The sequence below is a fragment of the Christensenella massiliensis genome (genome assembly GCF_040409835.1).
GTDB lineage: Bacteria > Bacillota > Clostridia > Christensenellales > Christensenellaceae > Christensenella > Christensenella massiliensis.
On sequence record NZ_CP117826.1, the window covers coordinates 524331 to 547708 of the forward strand.

Below are 23378 nucleotides of genomic sequence, written 5' to 3' on the forward strand. Positions count from 1 at the left end.
TCTATTCTCCCTTTTTCTCATTTCTGTCAAGAATCGTCCTGTAGCCGCCTGTTCCATAATTGAGGCAACGGTTTACGCGGGAGATCGTCGCTGTGGACGCGCCTGTCTTTTCCGCGATCGCATGGCAGGTAGTTCCCTCTTTCAGCATCTGCGCTACTTTATAGCGCTGAGAAATCGCCGTGAGCTCTGCAACCGTGCACAGATCTTCGAAAAACATGTAACATTCTTCTTCATTTTTAAGCGACAAAACCGCTTGAAACAGCATATCCAGCTCTTTCGATTCCAGTTTGGAACGATACATTTTCAACACCTCGCAATGTAGTGATACGGTCTAAAGCTATCCCTTCCGTATTTTAGCACATTACCATGCGAAAATAAAGTCAATCGAAAATGTTTTGATACAACTCGCTTACGTCGTTTCCCATGACGGCGAGAATCACCTGCTCACCACGCGTATTGCGCGCTGCTATGGGTATCGTATCCGTAGACAGCTTGCTCATATCGCCCGATTTTTGTATTCCTGTAACCATAGATATCTTTTCTACGAGCAGCGCGCCTACGATACTTCTTCCGGAATCTCCCGCAAGCTGATATGCCTTCAGTCCTTTTCCGTTTCTTCCCTGTTCTTCAAATTCTGCAATCGGCGTGAGCTTTGCATATCCTTTTTCTGTCATCAGCAATATATTGCCATCCTGTCCGTTTCGGAGCTGTTCCGCGAACACGACTTTAGCATGTTTTCCGAGGCGTATCGCCCCAACTCCTTTTCCGCTCCGTCCCATAACGGAGATTTCTTTCTTCCGGATATTGATAGACATCCCGTCGGAGGTGATGAAAAGCATATTTTCCTGATCGGGAGCATCCGGCTTCGCATAAATAAGCCGGTCTCCGTCTTTTAAGCCGCATGCCAGTATCTTTGATTTCTTTACGTCAAATTCTTCCATTGGGGTCGCCTTTACAAGACCGCCCTCTGTTGCAAAATACATCAACTTATGTTCAAAGTCCTTTTTGGTAAGAATGCATAAAATCGTTTCGTCGGCTTCTACGCCCGGTATTAAAGCGTTGATCGATTTTCCCGCTTCTTTCATGCGCGCCTCCGGTACGGAAGCAACCGGCAGGATCATCATATTGCCTCGATTGGTAAAAATATACAGCTTTCCTGCCGTATCCGTCGGTATAAGCAGGGCAGGCTGGAATTTTTCCTCTAATTCTCCCGCTTCCATTCCCTTTTGCAGCGCTTTTTGCGTCATTCTTTTCAGATTTCCGTTTCTCGTCTGGATCACAGTACATTCGCTGGCCACTACAAACTCGCTCTCATCTACTTCGATGCGGGCATGTTCTTCCTTTATCACTTGCGTCCGGCGTTTATCCGCATATTTTTCTTTTACCTCCAACAGCTCGTCGCGGATCACCGCAAGCAGTTTCTCCTCAGAGCCTAATATCGAACGCAGATATTTGATAAGCGCGACGACCTCTTTGTATTCATTTTCCAGAAGCTCAACCTCCAGATTTGTCAAACGTGCAAGACGCATATCAAGAATAGCCTGCGCCTGTACGCCCGTCAGGTTGAATTCCTTCATGAGCCGCCGCTTAGCCTCGTCTGAATTTTTGGATGAACGAATGATTTGGATCACCCGGTCGATATTTTTGACCGCAATAATGAGTCCAAGCAAAATATGCTCGCGCTTTTCTGCTTTTTCCAGATCGAACTGTGTCCTGCGCGTGACAACGGTCTTCTGGTGGCGAATATAATAATCGATCATGGAAAGCAAGCCGAGCTGCTTCGGGGAACCATCCGCGATCGCCATCATATTGATTCCAAAGGTGACCTGAAGATCCGTATATTTGAACAAAAGGTTCAATATCTTTTCCGGATCATGTCCTTTTTTGATCTCGATCACCGCGCGAATCCCCTCCCGGTCTGATTCATCCCGTATATCGTCGATTCCGGCAAAGAGCTCTTTTTTATTTTCGCTGACTGCCAATATCTTTTCAAGCATTGCCGATTTCCGCACTTCATACGGTATCTCGGTGATAACGATCATATTCCTGCCGTTTTTGCTTTTTTCAATGTGTGTTTTTGCACGTATAAATACCTTGCCCCGGCCCGTTTCATACGCCTGCTTGAGACCGTCTCCGCGCAGAAGATAGCCTCCGGTCGGAAAATCCGGTGCTTTAATATATTGCATTATGTCATCGAGACTGCACTCCGGCTTCTCTATCCTCGCAACGACTCCATCTATAACTTCTCCTAAATTATGCGGCGGAATATTGGTCGCAAGGCCTACCGCGATACCAGATGAGCCATTTACCAGAAGATTCGGGTAACGCGCGGGAAGCATATCCGGTTCCCGCTCCGTATCATCAAAATTAGGCCGGAACGGAACCGTATCTTTGTTCAGATCCCGCAGCATTTCAAGGGCAAGCGGTGAAAGCCGCGCTTCCGTATATCGCATGGCGGCGGCGCTGTCACCGTCGGGCGAACCAAAATTCCCGTGTCCGTCCACAAGCGGCATGCGCAGGGAATAGGCCTGTGCAAGCCGGACCATTGCGTCATATACGCTCATATCTCCATGAGGATGATATTTGCCCAGCGCTTCGCCCACGATCCTTGCGGATTTTTTAAAAGGCTTATCGGGCAGGATGCCAAGATCATACATCGTATAAAGAATACGTCTCTGTACCGGCTTCAGGCCGTCCTCGACCCGCGGCAGAGCGCGCTCGAGCGTTACATACTCGGCATACGTCATAAACGAGGTATGCATGATCTCATCCAGAGCAGCATCCACGATCTCCTCGCTGAAATTAATTTGTTTCGATTTCATGTTGTACTACCTCAAAATCATCCTGCTTGTTGAAATTCGCATGCTCTGCGATATACTGCTTCCGTGGTTCCACATTATCTCCCATCAGGGTCGTAACGATCTGCTCAGCATCTGCCAAATCATCGATCGTCACACGGATGAGCGATCTTTTTTCAGGATCCATAGTGGTCTCCCACAGCTGTTCGGGATTCATCTCGCCCAGTCCCTTATAGCGCTGCACGGTATATCCTCTCCCTATTTCTGCTTTTGCCTGTTCCAGCTGCTCATCGTTATAGGCGTACAGCACCTTATTCCCTTTCGCAATCTTGAAAAGCGGCGGACGGCCAATGTATAAATGCCCATCTGTAATAAGCTCTTTAAAATAGCGGTAAAAAAAGGTGATCAGGATCGTACGGATATGCCCGCCGTCCTGATCGGCATCCGCGAGAATAATGACTTTATTGTATTTGATGTTCCGAATATTGAAGCTATCGTCAAATCCCGCTCCAAGCGCTGTGATAATCGAGCGGAACTCCTCGTTCGCAAGCACTTGGTCGATCCGTTTTTTTTCAACATTCAGCGGTTTCCCGCGCAATGGCAGAATGGCTTGGAACCGCCGGTCTCTTCCCTGCTTCGCGCTGCCTCCCGCGCTGTCGCCCTCCACGATAAACAACTCGTTAAGCTCCGGCTTTCTTCCCGTACAAGCGGAAAGCTTACCCACGAGAGGTGATGTTTCCAATTTGTTTTTTGCCCGCTCCATTTTTTTGGCTTTTCGGGCGGCATCACGCACCCGGGCCGCGCCAATCGCTTTTTCCAATATTTTAGTGCATATCTGGGTATTGTTGAGATCCGCCATAAAGGCAGAGAGCTTCTCGGTAACGACCGCCTCTACGGCAACACGTGCTTCGGCATTTCCGAGCTTTGTCTTTGTTTGTCCTTCAAACTGTACATTTTTCATCTTAATGTTGACGACCGCGCACAGTCCCTCGCGAAAATCGTCACCCGTTAAGTTAGGCTCCTTGTCCTTCAACAGATTATTACTGCGGGCATAATCGTTCATCACCTTCGTGATCGCGGTTTTAAATCCGGTCTCATGCATCCCTCCCTCTGTTGTCGGGATATTATTGACATAAGAAAAGATGCTTTCCGTGTAGCTGGAGTTATATTGCATTGCAATACTTACTACCACTCCGTTTCTGATACCCTCAAGCAATATCGGCGCAGCATGAAGCGGCGTTTTTTCCTTATTAAGATAAAGAACAAAATCGACGATACCGCCCGTATATTCAAATATCTCTTTACGCGGACGGCCATTTGTAAGCTGACGCTCATCGATCAGGGTGATGTGCAGCCCTTTTGTGAGAAAAGCCAACTCCCGCAGCCGCCTCCTGACAACATCAAATTGGAAATCAATGGTATCAAAAATCGTATCGTCCGCAAGGAATGTTATTTTGGAGCCTTTTTTCTTGGTTTCTCCAATCTCTTTCAGGCTCTCTATCGGCTTGCCGACATGCATCTTTCCCTTAGCGTCCGTCCCTGTTATATATTTCTGATAGTAGACTTTTCCGTTTTGATAGACCTCTACTTCAAGCCATTTAGAAAGCGCGTTTACCACGGATGCACCGACACCATGCAAGCCGCCGGAGTAAGCATAATTGTCATTATTGAATTTTCCGCCAGCGTGGAGCTGTGTAAACACTACCTCCACGCCGGATATTTTAAGCTCCGGATGCAGGCCGGTCGGGATGCCCCGCCCGTTGTCCTCTACTGAAACCGAATTATCCTGATGGATCGTTACTGTAAGTTTATCCGCATACCCATTTGCCGCCTCGTCGATGCCATTGTCAACGATCTCCCAAAGCAGATGGTGCAGGCCGCGCGAGCTCGTCGTGCCAATATACATTCCCGGACGGCGGCGCACTGCGTCAAGCCCCTCCAGAACCTGTATATCCCCCGCTGTATATGCTTTCGACATAATCAATCTATCCTCCACAACATTGTGTATACATACTGTAATATTATATAACAGGCCACAAAATATAGCAAACAAAAAAGAACGGGAGAACCTCTCCCGTTCCTTGCAAACTGAACCTTACGATGCGGTTTCTTCCTTATCACGAGCTTTCGGCAGAGCCGGTTTCTCTCCCATTACCAGCATCGGCTTTCTGGAATCGATCGTATCCTTTGTAATAACGCACTTTAAAACGTCATTCCTTGACGGCAAATCATACATGATATCCATCATAGACGTTTCAATGATGCTGCGCAGCCCCCGCGCTCCCGTCTTTTGCTCAATTGCCAGCTTTGCGACCTCTTCCAGAGCCTCATCCTCAAACTCAAGCTCCACACCGTCAATCGCAAACAGCTTTCTATACTGCTTTGTCAATGCATTTTTAGGCTTTTTCAGTATCTCGACCAACGCCTGTTCATCGAGCGACTGCAGGTTCACCACAACCGGCAAGCGGCCCACAAACTCCGGAATCAATCCAAATTTCAACAAATCCTCGGTCTGCAATTGTTCCAACAGCGCGCTGATGTCCTTTTCCTTTTTGCTCTTGACATCGGCCCCAAAGCCCATTGTTTTCTTTCCTACGCGGCTCTCTATAATGGAGTCGAGCCCGTCAAACGCTCCGCCGCATATAAACAGGATATTCGTGGTATCGATCTGGAGAAAATCCTGATGAGGATGCTTGCGTCCACCCTGCGGCGGCACACTTGCAACCGTTCCTTCCAGAATCTTAAGCAGCGCCTGCTGTACGCCTTCGCCCGAAACATCTCTTGTGATCGATGGATTATCCGTTTTACGGGCGATTTTGTCGATCTCATCTACATAGATGATCCCTTTCTGCGCACGTTCGATGTCAAAATCCGCAGCTTGAATCAGTTTCAGCAGAATATTTTCTACATCTTCGCCTACGTAGCCTGCCTCTGTCAATGACGTTGCGTCTGCTATCGCAAATGGTACGTTCAGGATCCGCGCCAATGTTTGTGCCAAAAGCGTTTTCCCGCTTCCCGTCGGCCCAAGCATCAATATGTTACTCTTCTGAACCTCTGTGTCATCCTCCGCAGCTTCCGCATTGATCCTCTTATAGTGGTTATATACTGCCACCGCAAGATATTTTTTGGCCTTATCCTGCCCAATCACATAATCGTTCAAAATATTTACGATCTCTGACGGTTTGGGGATCTCTTTCAGCTCAAACTTTGCTGCCTCCTTAAACTCCTCGTCAATAATCTCCCGGCACAATTCAACGCATTCATCACAGATATACACACCGGGCCCAGCTACCAGCCTGCGCACCTCGTCTTGCGTCTTTCCGCAGAACGAGCACTTTATCTGGCTGTCGCCTTCGTTATAGTTATCATACATATTTTATCCACCTCTGACGCTATTTCGCGTCCTTAGCCGGGATGATCTCGTCAATGATCCCGTATGCAAGCGCTTCGTCCGCCGTCATAAAATAATCACGTTCAACATCCTTCTGCACTTTTTTAAGCGGCTGCCCCGTTCGTTCGCTCAATATCTTATTCATCTTATCCTTGATGGCGATGATTCTCTGGGCATGGATCGCTATATCCGTCGCCTGCCCCTGCGCACCGCCAAGCGGCTGATGGATCATGATCTCGCTGTTCGGCAGAGCCTTACGCTTTCCCTTTTGCCCTGCTGCCATCAGGAACGCTCCCATGGAAGCAGCCATACCGATACAAATCGTGCTGACGTCACACTTGATATACTGCATCGTATCATAAATGGCCATTCCTGCCGTTATGGAGCCGCCCGGGCTATTAATATACAGATAAATATCTTTATCCGGATCCTCCGCTTCAAGAAAAATCAGCTGCGCTACAACTAAATTCGCAACCGTATCATCTATTTCTCCCGACAGGAAGATGATCCTGTCTTTCAGCAAACGGGAAAAAATGTCGTAAGACCGTTCTCCTCTGTTTGTCTGTTCTACTACAATCGGTACTAAGCTCATAAAATAACCTCCTTATTGCGCGGCACTTCATGACGCGCACAGAAATTTGTTATTCCTTAGCAGCTTTTGACTTCCCGGCATCTTTTTCTTTCTTATCCGTTGTTTTCTTGGCTGCCTTTTTTTCGGAATCCTTGGCAGGTTCTTTTTTCGCGCTCTCTTTTGCCGCCTTCTTCTTTTCAGCCGCTTCTTTTTTCGGATCTACTTCTTCGATCTCCGCCTTGGATACAAGGTAATCGAAAAGCTGCTCCATTGCGACGCGCTCTTTGAAATAATCGATCTCCTGCGTGCTCATAGTGTCTTTGAATTCCTGCACGGTTTTATTCGCTTCTTTCGCAAGCTGTTCATATTTCTTTTCGATATCTTCATCCGTAGGATCGATCTCAAGCTTCTTCAGAAGCGCTTCTACGGCGAGACGCATGCGCACCTGCTCCTGCGCACTTTCCCTGTAATCGTTCCGCAGGTCCTGAAGCGTCTTGCCAATGTATTTCAGGTAATCGTCAAGCTTCATTCCCTGATACATCAACTGATAGGACATCTGCTGAATCTGATAGTCGATCTGGTCGTCAATCATTACATCAGGAATCTCTACCTCGATCCCCTTTGCAACTGCTTCGAGCAGCTGATTTTCCATTTCTGCTTTCGCGCGCATATCTGCACGGTCCTGCAGTTTCTTTTTAACGTCTTTTTTATAGTCTGCGAGCGTATCGAATTCGGACACATCCTGTGCAAAATCGTCATCCAGCTCCGGCAGCTCTTTTTCCTTTACCGTTTTGAGTTTAATGGCAAATACTGCGTCTTTTCCAGCAAATTCCGGCGTATAATCCTCTGGGAATTTGACATTGATGTCTTTTTCATCTCCTGCTTTCATGCCGACGATCTGCTCTTCAAAGCCGGGTATGAAACGTCCTTCTCCAAGAACGAGCGTCTGGTCCTCCGCCGACCCGCCTTCAAATTTTACTCCGTCGATGCTGCCGACAAAATCAATCAACACCGTATCGCCGTTTTTAGCGGCACGTTCTACGTCGATCCATCTTGCATTCTGCTCACGCGTTCTGTTTACCTCTGCGTCTACTTCTTTCGCGGTGATTTTCTCAACCGGCTTCTTGACCTTGAGGCCTTCATACTTACCGAGCTTCACGACCGGCTTTAGAATCACGGTGGCCGTTACGACTACGCCGTCTTTCTGATCGATGCTCAACACATCATATTCCGGTCTTGAAACCACATCCAGCTCATGCTCCTTGACTGCATCCAGATAGGCTTGTGGAATGATCTCGTCGAGTGCATCCTCATAGAACACCTGAGGGCCGTAAAAGTTTTCGACCATCTTTCTTGGCGCCTTTCCTTTCCGGAAACCGGGAATGTTGAATTTCCCTTTTAATTTCTGATATGCCTTCGCCATTCCTTCCTCAAATTTATTCGCGGGAACATTGATCTCTAATTTCGCTTTGTTCCCTTCAAGCTTCTCTAATTTAGCAGCCATTTTCATCCTCCTAGTTGTTTCAAAACTATAAAATTGCAGAACAATACAGAGAATAGTATACTATATTTATACCCCGCGTGCAATACGAATTAACAGATATATTTCTCCTTCAAAACCCTTTTCTAATCCCTTATCAGCTTCCTCTTTCCATGTCCGATGAGGTCCTCTCTGCCTGCTTTGTGCAACGCTTTTTTCACGATCGTACGATTCTTTGGAGCTTTATACTGAATCAAAGCACGTTGCATGCTTTTCTCTTCGGCAGTCTTGGGGATATACACCTTTTTGCCTGTCTCCGGGTCTATACCCGTATAATACATGCAGGTGGCTAATGTTCCCGGCGTTGGATAAAAATCCTGCGCCTGCTCCGGCATGAACCCGGTGTCCCGGATAAATTCTGCAAGCTGCACCGCGTTATCCAGCGTACATCCCGGATGAGAAGACATAAAATAAGGGAGCACATACTGTTTCCTATTCGCGTGCTGTGAGGCCGCACGAAACTTCTGACAAAACCGCTGGTATTTTTCTATTCCCGGCTTTCCCATCAAACGCAGCACCTCTTCGCTTACGTGCTCCGGCGCTAATTTCAGCTGCCCGCTTACATGATGGGCTGCAAGCTCTCTGATAAATTCTCCGCTTTTATCAAGCAGTGCATAATCGTATCGTATCCCAGAACGGATAAATACCCTTTTAACGCCCTTTACCGCTCTTATTCTGCGCAACAGGCGAATATATTCGCCATGATTTTCTTTCAGAAATTTACACTTCTCCGGTGTCAGACATCTCCGCGTGCTGCACCTGCCCTTTGGATTTATACATTTTACCCCATAAAAATTTGCTGTCGGGCCGCCTACGTCATGGATATACCCTTTAAAATCCTTTTCAGCAGTAAGCTGCTCAGCTTCTCGCACAATGCTATCAGCGCTTCTCCACGTCACATCTTTTCCCTGATGATAATAAAGGGCGCAGAATGCACAGGCTCCGATGCAGCCGCGCGTTGCAGTGATACTGAATCTTACCTCTTCCAATGCCGGAACCGGCTGCTGATAAATCGGATGCGCCGCACGCATATAGGGCAAAGAATAAACAAAATCCAATTCACGCTGTTCAAGCGGTTCGGAAGGGATATTCTGTACGACAAAGCCCTTGTCATATTCCTGCACAAGAGTGTTTTTCCGGTCTCTCATTTCCGTCATAAAAGCTTTAGCATAGCTCGCTTTACTGCTTATTACCTGCTTGTAGGACGGCAGACTTTTATATTCATAGACCCGTTTTAGATTCGGAGCGGAATAAGCCGTTCCATTGATATAGGTAATATCCTGTACTGCAAGGCCGCCGTCTAACGCTTCAGCTATCTCCACGATAGGACGTTCTCCCATGCCATATACTAATAGATCAGCCCCGCTTTCCACCAAGATCGACGGTCGCACTGTGTTGTCCCAATAGTCATAATGAGCAAAACGCCGCAGACTGGCCTCTATACCGCCAATAATTATCGGAATATTTCCATAGGCTTCCCTTATTTTTTTTGCATAAACAATTGTAGACCGTGCAGGCCGTTTCCCCGCTTTGCCGCCCGGCGAATACAAATCGCGTGCCCGTCTGTGCTTGGTTACTGAATATAGGTTCACCATGCTGTCCATGTTTCCTGCGCTGATCAAAAAGCCGAGCCGCGGACGCCCCAGCCGTTTGAAGTCTCCTATATCTTTCCATGCGGGCTGCGCAATGATCCCTACCGAATATCCATGCGCAGATAAATACCGGGAAATAATGGCATGCGCAAACGAAGGGTGGTCCACATAGGCATCCCCTGTTACCAATATAAAATCCAATTGCCCGATCCCGCGTTCTGCCATATCTGCTTTTGATATGGGTAAAAAGCCATTCATCCTCTATCACCATCGGCAGGTCCGGCGGCTTAGTAACGTTATCCTTCCACAATAAAAATCTGTCGCCGAATCCCGTGCCCTCCCAATAATCATTCTCTATCTTGATTTCTGCGGCAGCAATGCTTTTCATGGGCACATTCAGGCTTCGGTGCATTGCAGACGATCACATCGCCGCCGCCGATGCGGATCTCTTTTCCATTGACCAGTGCATCCGCCATTTTTTTTCGTGCGATATCATAGATACGTGCTACCGTCGACCGGGATACGTTCATTTTATCTGCGCATTGCTCCTGCGTAAGCGCCGCATGATCGAGCAGGCGTATGACCTCATATTCATCATATCCCAATATTACTATTCCATTTCCGGCGCTGTTCTGCGGAACAAAACAGGTCGTCTTTGGTTTGGAACAAATACATCTGCATTTAAACGGCCGTGCCATTTTGAATACCTCACATCATTTTTGCTCATTATATGCAACATTATGAGCATATGTCAATATATTCGATAAGTAAAGCATACACTCCACTATTGTTCAATGCCCTCACGGGCCTTGATCCCTCTATCGAACGGGTGCCTGATCTTTTTGATTTCCGATATATAATCCGCACGTTCTGAAAGCTCGCGGCCCGGAGAGCGCCCTGTTAAAACTACTTCCAGCGATTCCGGCTTATCATCCAAAAAACTACATAAAACATCTTTATCTAAAAAACCGGCTTCACATGTGCCTACCGCCTCATCCAAAATTAAAAGATCATAATCTTCCGCCATTTCCGCTGCATCTTTCAGCCTTTTGTTTTGAAGTGTGCGCGCGTCTTCCTTTTCCTGTTCACTCATGCTCCACGCAAATTTAACGCCCTTTTCTCCGGGAAATACCGTTATGCCCGGTATATCAGCCAATACCCTCAATTCTCCCGAGGTTCCATCTTTCATAAATTGCAGGAAAAGCACGCGTTTTCCATGTCCTGCGGCGCGTACAGCAAGCCCAACGGCAGCTGTCGTCTTTCCTTTTCCATCTCCGCAGTAAATGTGTATCAGCCCTTTCATCGCAGCAGTCACCTTTCGTCTTTTTACTACATGGCACCAAATCCATAATACTCTATTTCTTTCTATAATACCACCTTTTTGCCATTGCAACCAAAAACGGCGGCGATACATAGGGCATCGCCGCCGTTTTTCTTGTTTTCTATCTCTTACTTTTCATACTGCCGTCTCTTCCGCATCGTTACGGTGACCGCAGCAGCGACCGCCGCTCCCGCCATAACTGCCAGCAGGATATACGGCGTCATGTCCGCCCTGTCGCCCGTCTTCGGCGTGTCGGAGGAGTCGGCGCCCTCATCTTTCGCTGTGTCATCCGTTCCCGCTCCGCTCATGCTCCCCTTTTCGATCAGCGCATATTTGCTGAAGTGGTCCGTCTGGAAATAGGAGACGCCGTCCTGCACCGTCACCCCGTGCTCCACCGTCGTCTTGTCCTCATTGATGCGGTGCACCGCCAGCTTCGACGTGTCGTACCCATCCGGCGTCGGGATCCCGATCAGCACGTCGCCCGCGGGCTGGATCGGCTCGCCCGCCGCATTCACCAGCGTGATGTCATACAGCACGAACCGCCCCGCCTTATCTTTCAGCGCTTCCTTCGCGTCCGCGTGCGCCTGCTCTGTCTCCGCTACCGGCTTCACGAGCAGATAGGAGCCATCCGGCACCTTGGTCGTATCCGTGTTCAGTATCACGCCCGTCGCTGCGTCTTTGTAATATACCGTTTTCACTTCGGCTACTATAATCGTTTTACCCGGTTCTACTGTTTCTCCGTTTACAACGACCTCGCCTTCTCCTTTGTTTTCCACCGTCACGCCCTCAGGAAGCGTCAAAGCAACATCTCCCTGTACGATCTCAACAGTATCTCCTGCGCCTGCCGAAGCCAATTTCTGAGCAACCTCTTCCGCAGTGCCGATGTAAGAGACCTTACTGCCATCCTGCGCCGTATATTCAACCGCCGTCATATTCGGGTCGATATATTCCGAATTCGGCATCACAGCGAATTCCCCGCCGCTGACTTTCAAAGTGCCGCCTTCATTCGTCGACGTAACGCTTCCGCTTACCGAACCACCGTCCACTACGACGTCGCCATCCGTTCCGACTTCAATATCACCATTGATGTCGCCGCCCTCGATGACCAAATCCGGACGCGCGATCCCATCGGAATTGGCTGTGTCTACTTCTACCAGAATATCGCCATTGACGACCGCTCCGTCCCGAATGACTGCCGTCGGCTTTTTATACTGGTCATCCCATGCAAGCGCGTAAATTGCCTTTGCATCATCGGGTGCGTTCAACTCTCCTCCGGACATCGTAAACTCACCCCAGTTCTGGACGGCGCTTCCGCCCGCTCCTGTGGTAGTGATCGTTCCGCCCGTCATATCTATTACGCCGTTATCGTCATTCTTCAGCGCAATAAATTTATTTTGAAGTACGCCGTCTTCCATATTAAACGTTGCGTTCAAATTACGAATCAAGGAACTAAAACCTGACGTATTGACGATCGTTCCGCCTTTCACCGTCATCGTTCCACCGTTATTATCTACAACATACCATGAATTACCGCCGCTTTCAGTAGGCGAACTCCCCGCTTCAGCCGACCGGGTAAGCGTTCCTCCAACCATCGTTGCCGTTCCATAATTCACCAATGCACCGCGCGCATGCGAAATATTGTCTACCGTACCATTGCCGGAAATGGTCAATGTGCCGCGGTTCGTAATCGTATGTTTTCCCGCTTCGTTGGTCAACGTAAATTCTCCAAGATCAAGCGTTACCTCTACACCCGCAGGTATCTCCACGCTCTCCGTTGTATCCGCGACCAGCGTTACCGTACCTCCGTTCGCCGCATTGATCGCGTCCTGAAGATAGATATATTTTTCTCCGCCTGTTTCCGCGACATACTCTTTGACGACATAATTACCGTCCTTATCTTCGATCATTTTTCCTGCGTCGTCACTTACATACTTGCTTACATCGCTGCTGAACGTTCCGCCGTTGATCTGCGGATCTCCTGTTTTTTCTGCACCCTTTAAGGCTGGAACACCCTCCGGCGCTACAAACGTTCCGCCGTTGATGATCCCAGTAGCCTCTTCATGGATCCCACCATCATTATCGTTTCCGATCAAAACGGCAGTATATTGTCCTTCCGTTTCAAAATGGCCGTCGTTGATCACACATTTTACCTTTCCCACTTCTCCTGCCGCATAAAGCGCATAGAATGTAGCGGTATGAGACGGATCGCTTACGCATTTTACCGTTTTAAAGGTCCCTCCATTGATTTCGAGATATCCAACAGAAGCCGATACCGCTCCTTGTACACCCGTGAATGTTCCGCCGTTAATCGTCATTTTGCAATCCGTCGTATAATTGCGGATCGTATAGGACCAAATATCACCATTGCATTGACTGCATGTCGTTCCCGTAAATGTACCGTTGTTGATCGTGACCGTTCCCTCATTGAATACTGCGCATGTTGCTCCATCAAATGTTCCGTTTTCGATCGTCAATACCGCACCGCTCCCTGTATTGCGGATTGCCGAACCGGAAGCGTATTTGGCTCCGCGATAGGTTCCGTTTTCGATCGTCAGAGTTCCTTTATTATTGATTGCACCAAGTCCGTCGCTTTCAGAGGCAGAAGCATCGATCACGCCATTCCCCACGACTGTCAGCTCACCTTCATTTACGATCGGTCTTCCCGCAAAATCAGGAGCTACTGTAATGCTTTTTCCGTTCATATCGAACGTCGCTTTTTTTCCAGCAGCTAATGTTGCAATGCCGTCTGTCGTCAAACCGGTAATGTTCTCCTGAAGTATGATCGTTTCTCCGGTCTTTACATTTTCAAAGGCCGATTTCAAAGAAGCATAGCTGTCTTCGCCTATCGTTGCAACAGTTGAAGACGGTTCAGTCATTGGAACCGCTTTTCTTGAAAGCATAGGCAATCTCTCGGATTCCGTGGCGTCATTTGCCGGTTCCGTTTTTTCAGTTTCTTCTATTACTTCTTCTGCACCTGCGTCCTGCTCCGATACGGATTCCGTGTCATCATCGACAGCCATTACGCAATCTCCCTCATGGCCGCTTTCCAATATACACCCTTCGCTGCAGGCGATCCCCTGAACGGGTTCGTCCTCTTTCCCCTGCGCCAACGCAATGTTCCCTCCAAATAATGTCAGGCACATAGCGATGCACAGAATCACAGACATTAATTTTTTATGCTGACCCATTTTCATTTTGAAATTCCTTTCCTATTTATGTTTATATATCATTTTTATTATAATTATACCATCTTTAATTGGTATTATTTTATTTTATCCTTTTATATTGATCAGATTTACAACAGCGCATATATAATACCTTTTAAGGCTACTATAACATTCTGCAAATGCCTGTGTCAAGTGCATTAATATGATCTGCAGCAATAATAAAGGCAACTCGTTTCCGAGTTGCCGCACATGCTTTATAAATGATTTGAGCAGACCTATAAGCCGGGTTCTGTTTTGATGACCATCTATCTAGGCCGTCTGTTGCCAAACGGCTCATGCGATTACAAAGGACGTGACGGGCCGCCATTAAATGTCCTCATACCAATCTTGCACCAAGCGGGGTTTACATTGACGCGTTAAGTTGCCATAACGCCGGTGAGCTCTTACCTCGCCTTTCCACCCTTGCATCCAGAGAGATGCGGTTTATTTCTGTTGCACTTTCCTTGGAGTCGCCTCCACCGGGTGTTACCCGGCGCTCTGCCCTGCGGAGCCCGGACTTTCCTCACGCCAAAGCGCGCAGCCATCCAGTCTGCTCAAATATTTAATCCTCCGCCACAAAAAGAATCCTGCCGCAATTTTCACATTCTACAATACTGCCTTCTACTTTCAGGCTTTGGAGAACTCCTGACGGAAGCTGCATTTTGCAACCTTCGCAACGGTCTCCCACCAATTTTGCCATAGGATTTGCGCGGTGCTGCTTGATTGCCTTATATCGCTCCATCAGAGAAGGCTCGATCCCTTTTGCAGCCTGCACAACATTCGCCCTCAGCCTATCCAAATCATCTTTTCCTGCGGCAACCTCTTTGGCATGCTGCTCTTTCAGAATGTCAAATTGTTTTTTTGCGTTGCTCATTTTTATGAGCGTCTCTTTGATCTCTGTTTCCGATTTTTCAAGGCGATGCATAATTTCTACGATTTTACGCTTGCTTACCTCTACAGACGCTTTGATTTCTTCGCATTCTTGAATCATTTCCCGTACGTCTTCAAGAAACATATCCTCCAAATCATATCCGGAAACTTCGTTTATCTCGTCTTTCTTTTCCTGCATCTGCTTCTGCAGTGTATCGATCTGGGAAGCAATGCCGCTCATTTTATTCTGAAGCAGCATAGATTCCTGCTCCAGCTGCTTGAGCTTTTGCTGATTGTTCTTATAAACCTGCTGCTGATGCACTAATTTTTTTCTGGTTTCAGTATTCATTAACGTACGTTCATAGGATTCCAGCTCATTTTCTGCAGCCTGATAATCCCACAACGCTTTCAGATCATTACTCAACATAGACCTCCTTAATAATTTACGTATGGTCTGCGTAAATTCGTCACATAAATCGCTATGTTATAGTTTACATCATCCAAACATTTTTGTAAACCTTGCTCATATATCCTGCAAAAACACTTTTCAGTGTCAAAGTGCCCTGCTTCTGCCAGAATGATTTCGCTGCGCGCCGCATACTCATTATGCTTGATCTCCCCGGTGATGAAAAGCTCTGCGCCTTTTTTACGGGCTGCTTCTGCAAAATCTCCCGCTGCGCCCCCACATATTCCGATACGCGCGACCGACTTTTCGATGTCGCCCGCTACACGAACGCTGTCTGTCTGCAATATCTTTTTTAGCCGGTCAAGCACTTCTCTTACGGGAAGCCGCTGGGGAAGATCGCCGACGATCCCGAGCCCCGACTGGAGCGTCTTCGGCTCTTCAGTCCTCAATACACTGATTGCCGGCACCTCATACGGATGAACTGCACGCACGGCGCGGAGCACCCGTTCTGTATCAGATTCACTGCATATCGCCGAGATACGCACTTCTTTTACAGTTTCCATTTCTCCTGTCTTTCCTATATAGGGATGCGCATATTCATTGGGCCGAAACGTTCCCTCTCCATAAATATTAAAAGTACATTCCTCATATTCTCCTAATCTTCCCGCCCCTGCCGCGGTCATCGCGCGCCGGACTTTATCCGCATGCTCGCACGGAACGTGCACAGCTATTTCATAAAAATGTTCGGCCACTCCATCTTGAATATATTCGCGCTCTGTGAGATGAAATTGATCGGCCAGCCACGTATTGATGCCATCCGGAGCACTGTCCATGCTTGTATGCGCGCAATATAACGAGATACCCCGTTCCGCCAGCATTCGTATGCATTTTCCTTCATAGCGCTCCGAATCGATCCTTTTCGTTGCACGAAACAAAAGCGGATGATGTGAAATAAGCAGATTGCAGCCTTTTTTCTCTGCTTCTTCTATAATTTCCGGCAAAACATCGAGGCAAATCATGATTCCTGTAATTTCTCTATTATGAAAATTTACATTAAAACCGCTGTTATCCCATTCTTCTGCAAAGCGCACGGGGGCGATCTTCTCTAAAATCAGTTCCATCTGCTGCATCGTTACAGACATTTCAATACCTCCTCCACCTCTCTAAGAAGTTTTTTCTTATTTGCAATATAGTTTTCCGTATTTTTCCCGCGTCCTGCCCGTTCGATGATCGTAGCCAGTTCATTCCGTTTGCACTGCAGAAATTCTTTTTGCAGAACTTCCCTGCGCAGTACCGGATAATATCCGAAAAACAAATAAATTTCATTTGGTAAAGACGATTTACCATGTTTTACATTCAAAATCTGGTAATATCTCCCATCGTCCCTTACGATCGCTTCATTTTCAAGGACGAATCCATTTTCATATAAAAATCTGCGCAGCTCATATTCATTTCCCTGCGGTCCAAGCACAAACTGGCGGGTATGTGCGGCTATTTCCAAACCTCCTGCAAGAATATCGCGAATCAAAAGCCCTCCCATGCCCGCTATAATAACCGTATCTATAGCCTCTCCCTTGAGGGCAGCCAGTCCGTCTGAAAGCCTCGTTTCAATCTGCGTATATCCGCGCTCTTCAGCAAGTAATCCCGCTTTTTTCAGTGACATTGGGCTGATATCACAGGCAAACACATGGCGCGCTTTTTTTTCTTCAATCAACGCCGCCGATATCATGCCATGATCACACCCGATGTCAGCAGCTGTATCAGCAGGTTCCACAAAGTCTAATATTGCCCTCAATCTGTCTGTCAGTTCCATTCAGATATGAAAGGCGGCCTTGCGCCGCCTTTATGCTCCCTCCATTTTTCCACACGTTTCAACTGTCTCAAATCCCTATCAGTCCTGCAAAACTGTTTTCTAATCTGCGCTTCTATAAGCGCAGCCATTTACTAAAAATATTTTTTGCTTTAATTCACAAAATTTCTCAACTATTTTACTCCGTTTTGGAAAAACTGCAGAGCCGTGCTTCCCTGCAAATATCATCGCGTTTTTTCCATTACAAGTATATCACTTCAGCAAGACGATCACAATATTCTTTTCCTTCTGAATGCTTTTGTTTTTGCCCTTATCATACCATTTATGGGAACATCGCTTACTGCTTATGCCTTTTACTTTTCTGCCGGTACATATACATAGAGTGAGTCTATTGTACAACGCGCTGCTATACTTCGCTTTCCGCTTAACGGGCATATAAAAAGGGCAGGTAAACCTGCCCTTTCGTTCGTTTTGCCGATTAGCTTGCTTTGTAGGATGAAATGGATTCCTGCAATTCTTCCTGAGAAGCAATATAGTCTGCAACTGAATCTCTCGTTATGACTGTGAGCTCTGTGCCGACTTCTTCTTCATAATCCTCGCCTTTGAGATATGCGACAGCCGTTTCGATACCGATCTTGCCCATTTCAGTTGGAGCCTGTGCGATCGTAGCGACCAGTACGCTTGTATCCGTCTGGAGAGCATCGAGGAATACCTGGCTGTTATCAACGCCAATGACTGCAATATCTGTTCTGTTTGCTGATTCAGCGGCAGATATAACGCCAACCGCATTCGTTTCATTAGCGCCGAATATTATATCGAGCGAGCCTTCCGGATATGCTTGAAGCAGGTCATCGCCAACCCCTTGTGCCGTATCAGGGTCAAGGGAAATCGGGTCCTGAACAACCACTTCAACATTTGGATTATCAGCGAAATACTCTGTGAAGCCGTCTGCTCTTTCTGCGATCGTCGTAATCTGCGGATAGCCTACACAAGCGACCGTTCCTTTTACTTCACCATATTTTTCTTCGAGCAGCTGTTCTGCATATTTAGCAGCCTCTACACCGATCTGATAGTTATCCGAAGCGACATGTGACACGACGTCCCCGTCAGCCGATCTAACGTCAACCGTTACGACCGGAATATTGTTTTCATTGCACTCAAGCGTAGCTGTACTGATCGCTTCCGTATCAACAGGACACATCACGATGGCATCAACATCCTTTGCATAAATGAGGTCTTCAACTGCCGTAAGCTGTGTCTGAACATCTCCTGCACCGTCAACGTCTACGATAGTAACCCCAAGCTCATCAGCCGTCTTTTTCATCATGGCAAGCATATCCTGATAGAATGCAAACTGATAATCCATCAGCGTAACACCTATGGTTATGTCACCGTCCGCTGCAGCGCCGTCGCCGGCCGTTTCCCCGGTTGCTGCGCTTTCCTCTGCCGCCGCGCTGCTCTCAGTCGCCGCATCTTCTGCCGGAGCAGAAGAGCATCCGACAAACATGGCCGCTACCATTGCAACAACAAGTACTAGTACCAATAATTTTTTCATGCTTTCCTCCTGAAATTTATATTGTTTATTGGCAGATTGCCAAACTTAAGTCTCTCATACTTTACCTTTATTCATTCTTCCATACATGCATACAGCTGCAACAAGAATGATGCCTGTGAGTACCTGCTGCCAGAAAGAAGAAACTCCAATGATATTGAATCCATTTGAAAGTACTGTCATAAACATACAGCCTATGATCGTACCAAGCATAAATCCTCTGCCGCCCGAAAGGCTTGTGCCGCCGAGGACCGCCATTGTGATAGCGTCCATCTCAAGGCCGTCCGCCATAGTAGGCTGCCCGGAACCGAGTCGCATCGCCATAACAAAGCCTGTTATAGAAGCAAACAGTCCGCAAAGGGTGAACACCAATATTTTGATCGTTCCGATTTTAACGCCGGAAAGTCTTGCACATTCGGAATTGCTGCCCGTTGCATAAACATATCTTCCGAATTTTGTCCTTGAGAGAAGTATCCATGCTAAAACTACGATGACAAGCATTATGATCACAGGGATCGGAAGCTCTCCAACATATCCGCGGCCGATATTAAGAGCTTCATCCGGGATTCCCGATACAGGATAACCGCCTGTATATACAAGAGCGATACCGCGCGCGGTACTCATCATCGCAAGCGTTGCTATAAAGGAAGGCATTTTTACCTTTGCGACAAGAATACCATTGATAAAGCCCATAAGCGTTCCGAGGGCGATACCGCATACCATGCCAAGCACCCAAGGCATACCCTGATTGACCATGAATCCGCCCGCGAGTATACCGGACATACAAGCTACCGATCCAACCGAAAGGTCTATCTCACCCAAAATGAGTACAAATGTCATACCGATTGCAACGATCAGATTTGGTGCTGCCTGTCTGAAAACATTCATCATATTTCCGGGTGTCAGGAACGTATCTGTTGCGAACGCAAAAACTAAAAACAGCGCAATGAATGCAATCAATATAGTAAGCTGGGGGAATCGTTTCAGCTTTGCGCTGAACGAAACATTGTTTAACGATCTCTCTTCCATTTTTAACTCCTCCAATTTTTATACAGAATAAGACATAATGGATTCCTGAGTGGCTTCCTCGGCATTTATTTCGGCTTTTACTTCACCTTCGTGCATAACGATTATTCTGTCCGACATACCCAGTATCTCCGGAAGCTCTGAGGATATCAATATAATGGCGATACCCTGTTTTGCTATCTCGCCTATGAGTGAATGTATTTCCTGTTTTGCTCCTACATCCACGCCTCTGGTAGGTTCGTCGAGTATCAAAACATCAATATCTCTTTCGATCCATTTAGCCAAAGCGACCTTCTGTTGGTTGCCGCCTGAAAGATTACCAACAAGCTGATAGATAGAGGGAGTTTTGATGCTAAGCATTTTTACTGCATTATTGCTCAACTCTTCCTCTTTCGCTTTTACCATAAAACCGTTTTTCGAAACCTGTTCCATATTCGAAAGACTTATGTTATCTCTTATTGTATTCATAAGGCTGATCCCCATAAGCTTTCTGTCTTCCGAGAGGTAAGCTATTTTTTTCTTCATGGCATCCGCAGGAGACTTGATATCGACCCTTTCTCCTTTCAGATAAACGTCCCCGCCGTCTCTGCTCAACGCACCGAAAATCGACATGCATACCTCTGTTCTGCCTGCGCCCACAAGACCCGACATTCCCAATATCTCTCCGCTTTTTACAGAAAAGCTTACATCTCTGAAAACGCCTTCCTTCGTGAGATTCTTGACTTCAAGTACAGTACTGCCTATCGGCACCTGCTGTTTTGGGAATATATCTTTTATTTCACGTCCTACCATAGAAGCAACGAGTGAATCTTTCGTTACCTCTTCTATGGGCCATTCTCCTACTAATTCTCCGTCTCTCATGACGGTGATATAGTCGCCTATTTCAAAGAGCTCCTCCATGCGATGGGAAATATATATAATAGTGACGTCGTTTGCGTTAAGTTTTTTTATGATCCTGAATAAGTGCTCGACCTCGTCTACAGTAAGGGAAGATGTAGGTTCATCCATTACAACGATCTTTGCGTCTTTGGAAATAGCTTTTACGATTTCCAGCATCTGCTGTTTTGCAAGCGGCAGATCTCCAACTTTATCGTTGGGATGAAAGCCCATCTCATACTCTTTTATAAGCTCCAAGGTTTTTCTTTCACATTCTTTTTCGTCTACCAAAAGACCGTTGACTTTTTCTCTTCCCAGAAAAACATTGTCTTTCGCCGTCATATCGGAGCAAAGATTAAGTTCCTGATAGATCATTGCTACGCCGCTTTCCATAGCCGACGTAGGATCTTTGATGTCGACAAGTTTACCGTCGATATATATCTCACCGGAATCCATAGTATGCGCTCCCGATAAAACTTTCATCAACGTTGACTTACCGGCTCCATTTTCACCTATCAGCACATTGACCTTACCCCGGTATGCATTGAAAGATACATCTCGCAGCGCATGCACACCCATAAAGCTTTTTGATATATTTTTCATCTCAAGTGCTTTTTCCGGCAATTTCTTCTCCTCCTTATCTTTTCTTCAACAGTATTATTTATAAATAAAAACGTTTTCCTGTCAAAAAAACTACAGAATTTTAACCATAAAAAAATGCGCTCTTTTGAGCGCATAAAGGCACGATATAATAGTGGTTATCAAGGTGTAAACAATTTACCACTCTCCGGTAATTTCAACGCAAATATTTTAAACTATTTATATCAAAATATTTTTCTTCATTTTAACACTTAGTGGATATCTCTTTAAAATATTATATGTATTTAGTACAATGATAATATAACAAATCGAATTACAATAGTCAAGTGTTTTTTAAAAAAATTACATTCGATAATCAGATGGGGGTGTTCATTCTCATTGTGCAAGCTGTATGAGCTTATGAATAAAAAAATCAAGTCAAAAATCATTTATCCGCTTTCACTCTCGGACCATTTTCGAATGTTCATCTTATTTTTAATCCTTTTTGATATGAAAACGTTTTTCGCACCACTCTTTTTGCGCATCGAAAAAAGAGTGCTTATCTGCCTATCAGCAAACAAGCACTCTTCGATCGTTTTCCTGACTTTTGGAATAATGAAGCATAGCGCCCGCAAGAACCGGCAGTAAGTAATATCCTCATTCCAGAAAATCCCTCAGTTTTTTTGACCTCGATGGGTGCCGCAGCTTGCGAAGTGCCTTTGCCTCGATCTGCCTGATCCGTTCACGCGTTACCTGAAATTCCTTGCCAACCTCTTCCAATGTCCGTGCACGGCCATCCTCGAGACCAAACCGCAGCTTCAATACTTTTTCTTCGCGTGGTGTCAGCGTATCCAACACGTCCATCAACTGTTCTTTGAGTAACGTAAAGGCTGCTGCTTCTGCCGGAGCTGGCGCATCATCATCCGGGATAAAATCACCCAGATGACTATCCTCTTCTTCACCAATCGGTGTTTCCAGCGATACGGGCTCTTGCGCGATCTTCAATATCTCCCGCACCTTTTCCTCTGGGATATCCATTTCTTTTGCCAGCTCTTCCGGCAACGGATCCCGCCCATACTGCTGCAGCAACTGGCGTGATACGCGAATCAATTTGTTGATCGTTTCTACCATGTGGACAGGAATACGAATCGTCCGTGCCTGATCGGCAATCGCCCGTGTAATCGCCTGACGTATCCACCATGTGGCATATGTGCTGAATTTATAGCCCTTTTGATAGTCAAATTTCTCAACAGCCTTAATAAGCCCCAGATTTCCCTCCTGAATAAGGTCCAAGAAAAGCATTCCACGGCCCACATAACGTTTGGCTATGCTGACGACAAGACGCAGATTTGCTTCTGCTAATTTCCGTTTGGCTTCCTGATCTCCTTCTCCCATCCGCTTTGCCAGTTCAACTTCCTCGTTAGCGGACAGCAATGGAACTTTCCCGATCTCTTTCAAATACATGCGAACCGGATCGTCGATATTAATATTTTCCGGCATAGACAACTCAAAATCGACCGTTTCCTCCTCAATTTTGGGTACTTCTTTTTCGATCTCGTCATCAAGAACGTCAATATTCTGTTCTTCCAGCGCTTCATACAGCTTATCGATCTGCTCGGGAGCAGCATGGGCATCATCTATATATTCTGCTATCTCCGCATATTTCAAGACGCCTTTTGCTTTTCCAATCTCAACGATTTTTATAATTCGCTCATCTGACAGTTTTTGCTGTCCTTTTCTTTCTGCCGTGCTGTCTTGCTTTACCGCAGCTGCGGCTTCAATGGAAACATCGTTTAATTCTTTCTGTAATTTTTCATTTTTCTCTGTCAATAAATTTCAC

17 protein-coding genes and 1 other RNA gene are annotated in these 23378 nt (G+C 46.6%); all 18 read right to left on the reverse strand.

Annotated features, from left to right (window positions below; genetic code table 11):
- Position 1 precedes the first annotated feature (1 nt).
- Complete coding sequence (locus PUP29_RS02555; RefSeq protein ID WP_079547387.1) at positions 2 to 301, reverse strand: YerC/YecD family TrpR-related protein; 300 nt, start codon at positions 299 to 301, stop codon at positions 2 to 4.
- Positions 302 to 380: 79 nt separating this feature from the next.
- On the reverse strand, positions 381 to 2822 hold the full coding sequence (gyrA, locus tag PUP29_RS02560) for a DNA gyrase subunit A (protein ID WP_353423767.1): 2442 nt from the start codon (positions 2820 to 2822) through the stop codon (positions 381 to 383).
- Positions 2803 to 4782 carry a DNA gyrase/topoisomerase IV subunit B gene (locus PUP29_RS02565; protein ID WP_434542795.1) on the reverse strand — a complete coding sequence of 660 codons (1980 nt, stop codon included), beginning with the start codon at positions 4780 to 4782 and terminating at the stop codon, positions 2803 to 2805. The genes gyrA and PUP29_RS02565 overlap by 20 nt, the downstream gene beginning before the upstream one ends.
- A 111-nt stretch (positions 4783 to 4893) precedes the next feature.
- A complete protein-coding gene (gene clpX / locus PUP29_RS02570) occupies positions 4894 to 6171 on the reverse strand; it encodes an ATP-dependent Clp protease ATP-binding subunit ClpX (RefSeq protein ID WP_079547384.1) in 1278 nt (425 codons plus the stop codon).
- A gap of 19 nt (positions 6172 to 6190) precedes the next feature.
- Positions 6191 to 6781 carry an ATP-dependent Clp endopeptidase proteolytic subunit ClpP gene (gene clpP, locus PUP29_RS02575; RefSeq protein WP_079547383.1) on the reverse strand — a complete coding sequence of 197 codons (591 nt, stop codon included), beginning with the start codon at positions 6779 to 6781 and terminating at the stop codon, positions 6191 to 6193.
- Positions 6782 to 6830: 49 nt separating this feature from the next.
- On the reverse strand, positions 6831 to 8264 hold the full coding sequence (tig, locus tag PUP29_RS02580) for a trigger factor (RefSeq protein ID WP_353423768.1): 1434 nt from the start codon (positions 8262 to 8264) through the stop codon (positions 6831 to 6833).
- Positions 8265 to 8386: 122 nt separating this feature from the next.
- Positions 8387 to 10150: a YgiQ family radical SAM protein gene (locus PUP29_RS02585; protein WP_079547381.1), complete on the reverse strand. Its 1764-nt coding sequence runs from the start codon at positions 10148 to 10150 to the stop codon at positions 8387 to 8389.
- A gap of 89 nt (positions 10151 to 10239) precedes the next feature.
- The gene (locus PUP29_RS02590) at positions 10240 to 10590 is read right to left on the reverse strand and encodes a DUF134 domain-containing protein (RefSeq protein WP_079547380.1); all 351 of its coding nucleotides are present in this window, start codon (positions 10588 to 10590) and stop codon (positions 10240 to 10242) included.
- A gap of 86 nt (positions 10591 to 10676) precedes the next feature.
- Positions 10677 to 11195, reverse strand: coding sequence for a cob(I)yrinic acid a,c-diamide adenosyltransferase (locus PUP29_RS02595; RefSeq protein WP_079547379.1), 519 nt, complete (start codon positions 11193 to 11195; stop codon positions 10677 to 10679).
- 146 nt (positions 11196 to 11341) lie between these two features.
- Positions 11342 to 14407, reverse strand: a complete 3066-nt coding sequence (locus PUP29_RS02600) for a hypothetical protein (RefSeq protein WP_353423769.1) — start codon at positions 14405 to 14407, stop codon at positions 11342 to 11344.
- 235 nt (positions 14408 to 14642) lie between these two features.
- Positions 14643 to 14976: RNase P RNA component class A (gene rnpB / locus PUP29_RS02605), an RNA gene on the reverse strand.
- 5 nt (positions 14977 to 14981) lie between these two features.
- Entirely contained in the window at positions 14982 to 15716 is a 735-nt protein-coding gene (locus PUP29_RS02610) for a zinc ribbon domain-containing protein (protein WP_353423770.1), read from the reverse strand.
- 8 nt (positions 15717 to 15724) lie between these two features.
- The gene (locus PUP29_RS02615; RefSeq protein WP_353423771.1) at positions 15725 to 16837 is read right to left on the reverse strand and encodes a Nif3-like dinuclear metal center hexameric protein; all 1113 of its coding nucleotides are present in this window, start codon (positions 16835 to 16837) and stop codon (positions 15725 to 15727) included.
- Positions 16828 to 17508, reverse strand: a complete 681-nt coding sequence (locus tag PUP29_RS02620) for a tRNA (adenine(22)-N(1))-methyltransferase (RefSeq protein WP_353423772.1) — start codon at positions 17506 to 17508, stop codon at positions 16828 to 16830. Before PUP29_RS02620 ends, PUP29_RS02615 begins: the two co-directional genes overlap by 10 nt.
- 475 nt (positions 17509 to 17983) lie before the next feature.
- A complete protein-coding gene (locus PUP29_RS02625) occupies positions 17984 to 19060 on the reverse strand; it encodes a substrate-binding domain-containing protein (RefSeq protein WP_079547374.1) in 1077 nt (358 codons plus the stop codon).
- A gap of 54 nt (positions 19061 to 19114) precedes the next feature.
- Positions 19115 to 20086, reverse strand: a complete 972-nt coding sequence (locus PUP29_RS02630; RefSeq protein WP_079547373.1) for an ABC transporter permease — start codon at positions 20084 to 20086, stop codon at positions 19115 to 19117.
- A gap of 18 nt (positions 20087 to 20104) precedes the next feature.
- The gene (locus PUP29_RS02635) at positions 20105 to 21583 is read right to left on the reverse strand and encodes a sugar ABC transporter ATP-binding protein (RefSeq protein WP_353423775.1); all 1479 of its coding nucleotides are present in this window, start codon (positions 21581 to 21583) and stop codon (positions 20105 to 20107) included.
- A 612-nt stretch (positions 21584 to 22195) separates the two neighbouring features.
- A complete protein-coding gene (gene rpoD, locus PUP29_RS02640) occupies positions 22196 to 23320 on the reverse strand; it encodes an RNA polymerase sigma factor RpoD (protein WP_079547877.1) in 1125 nt (374 codons plus the stop codon).
- Positions 23321 to 23378: the final 58 nt, after the last annotated feature.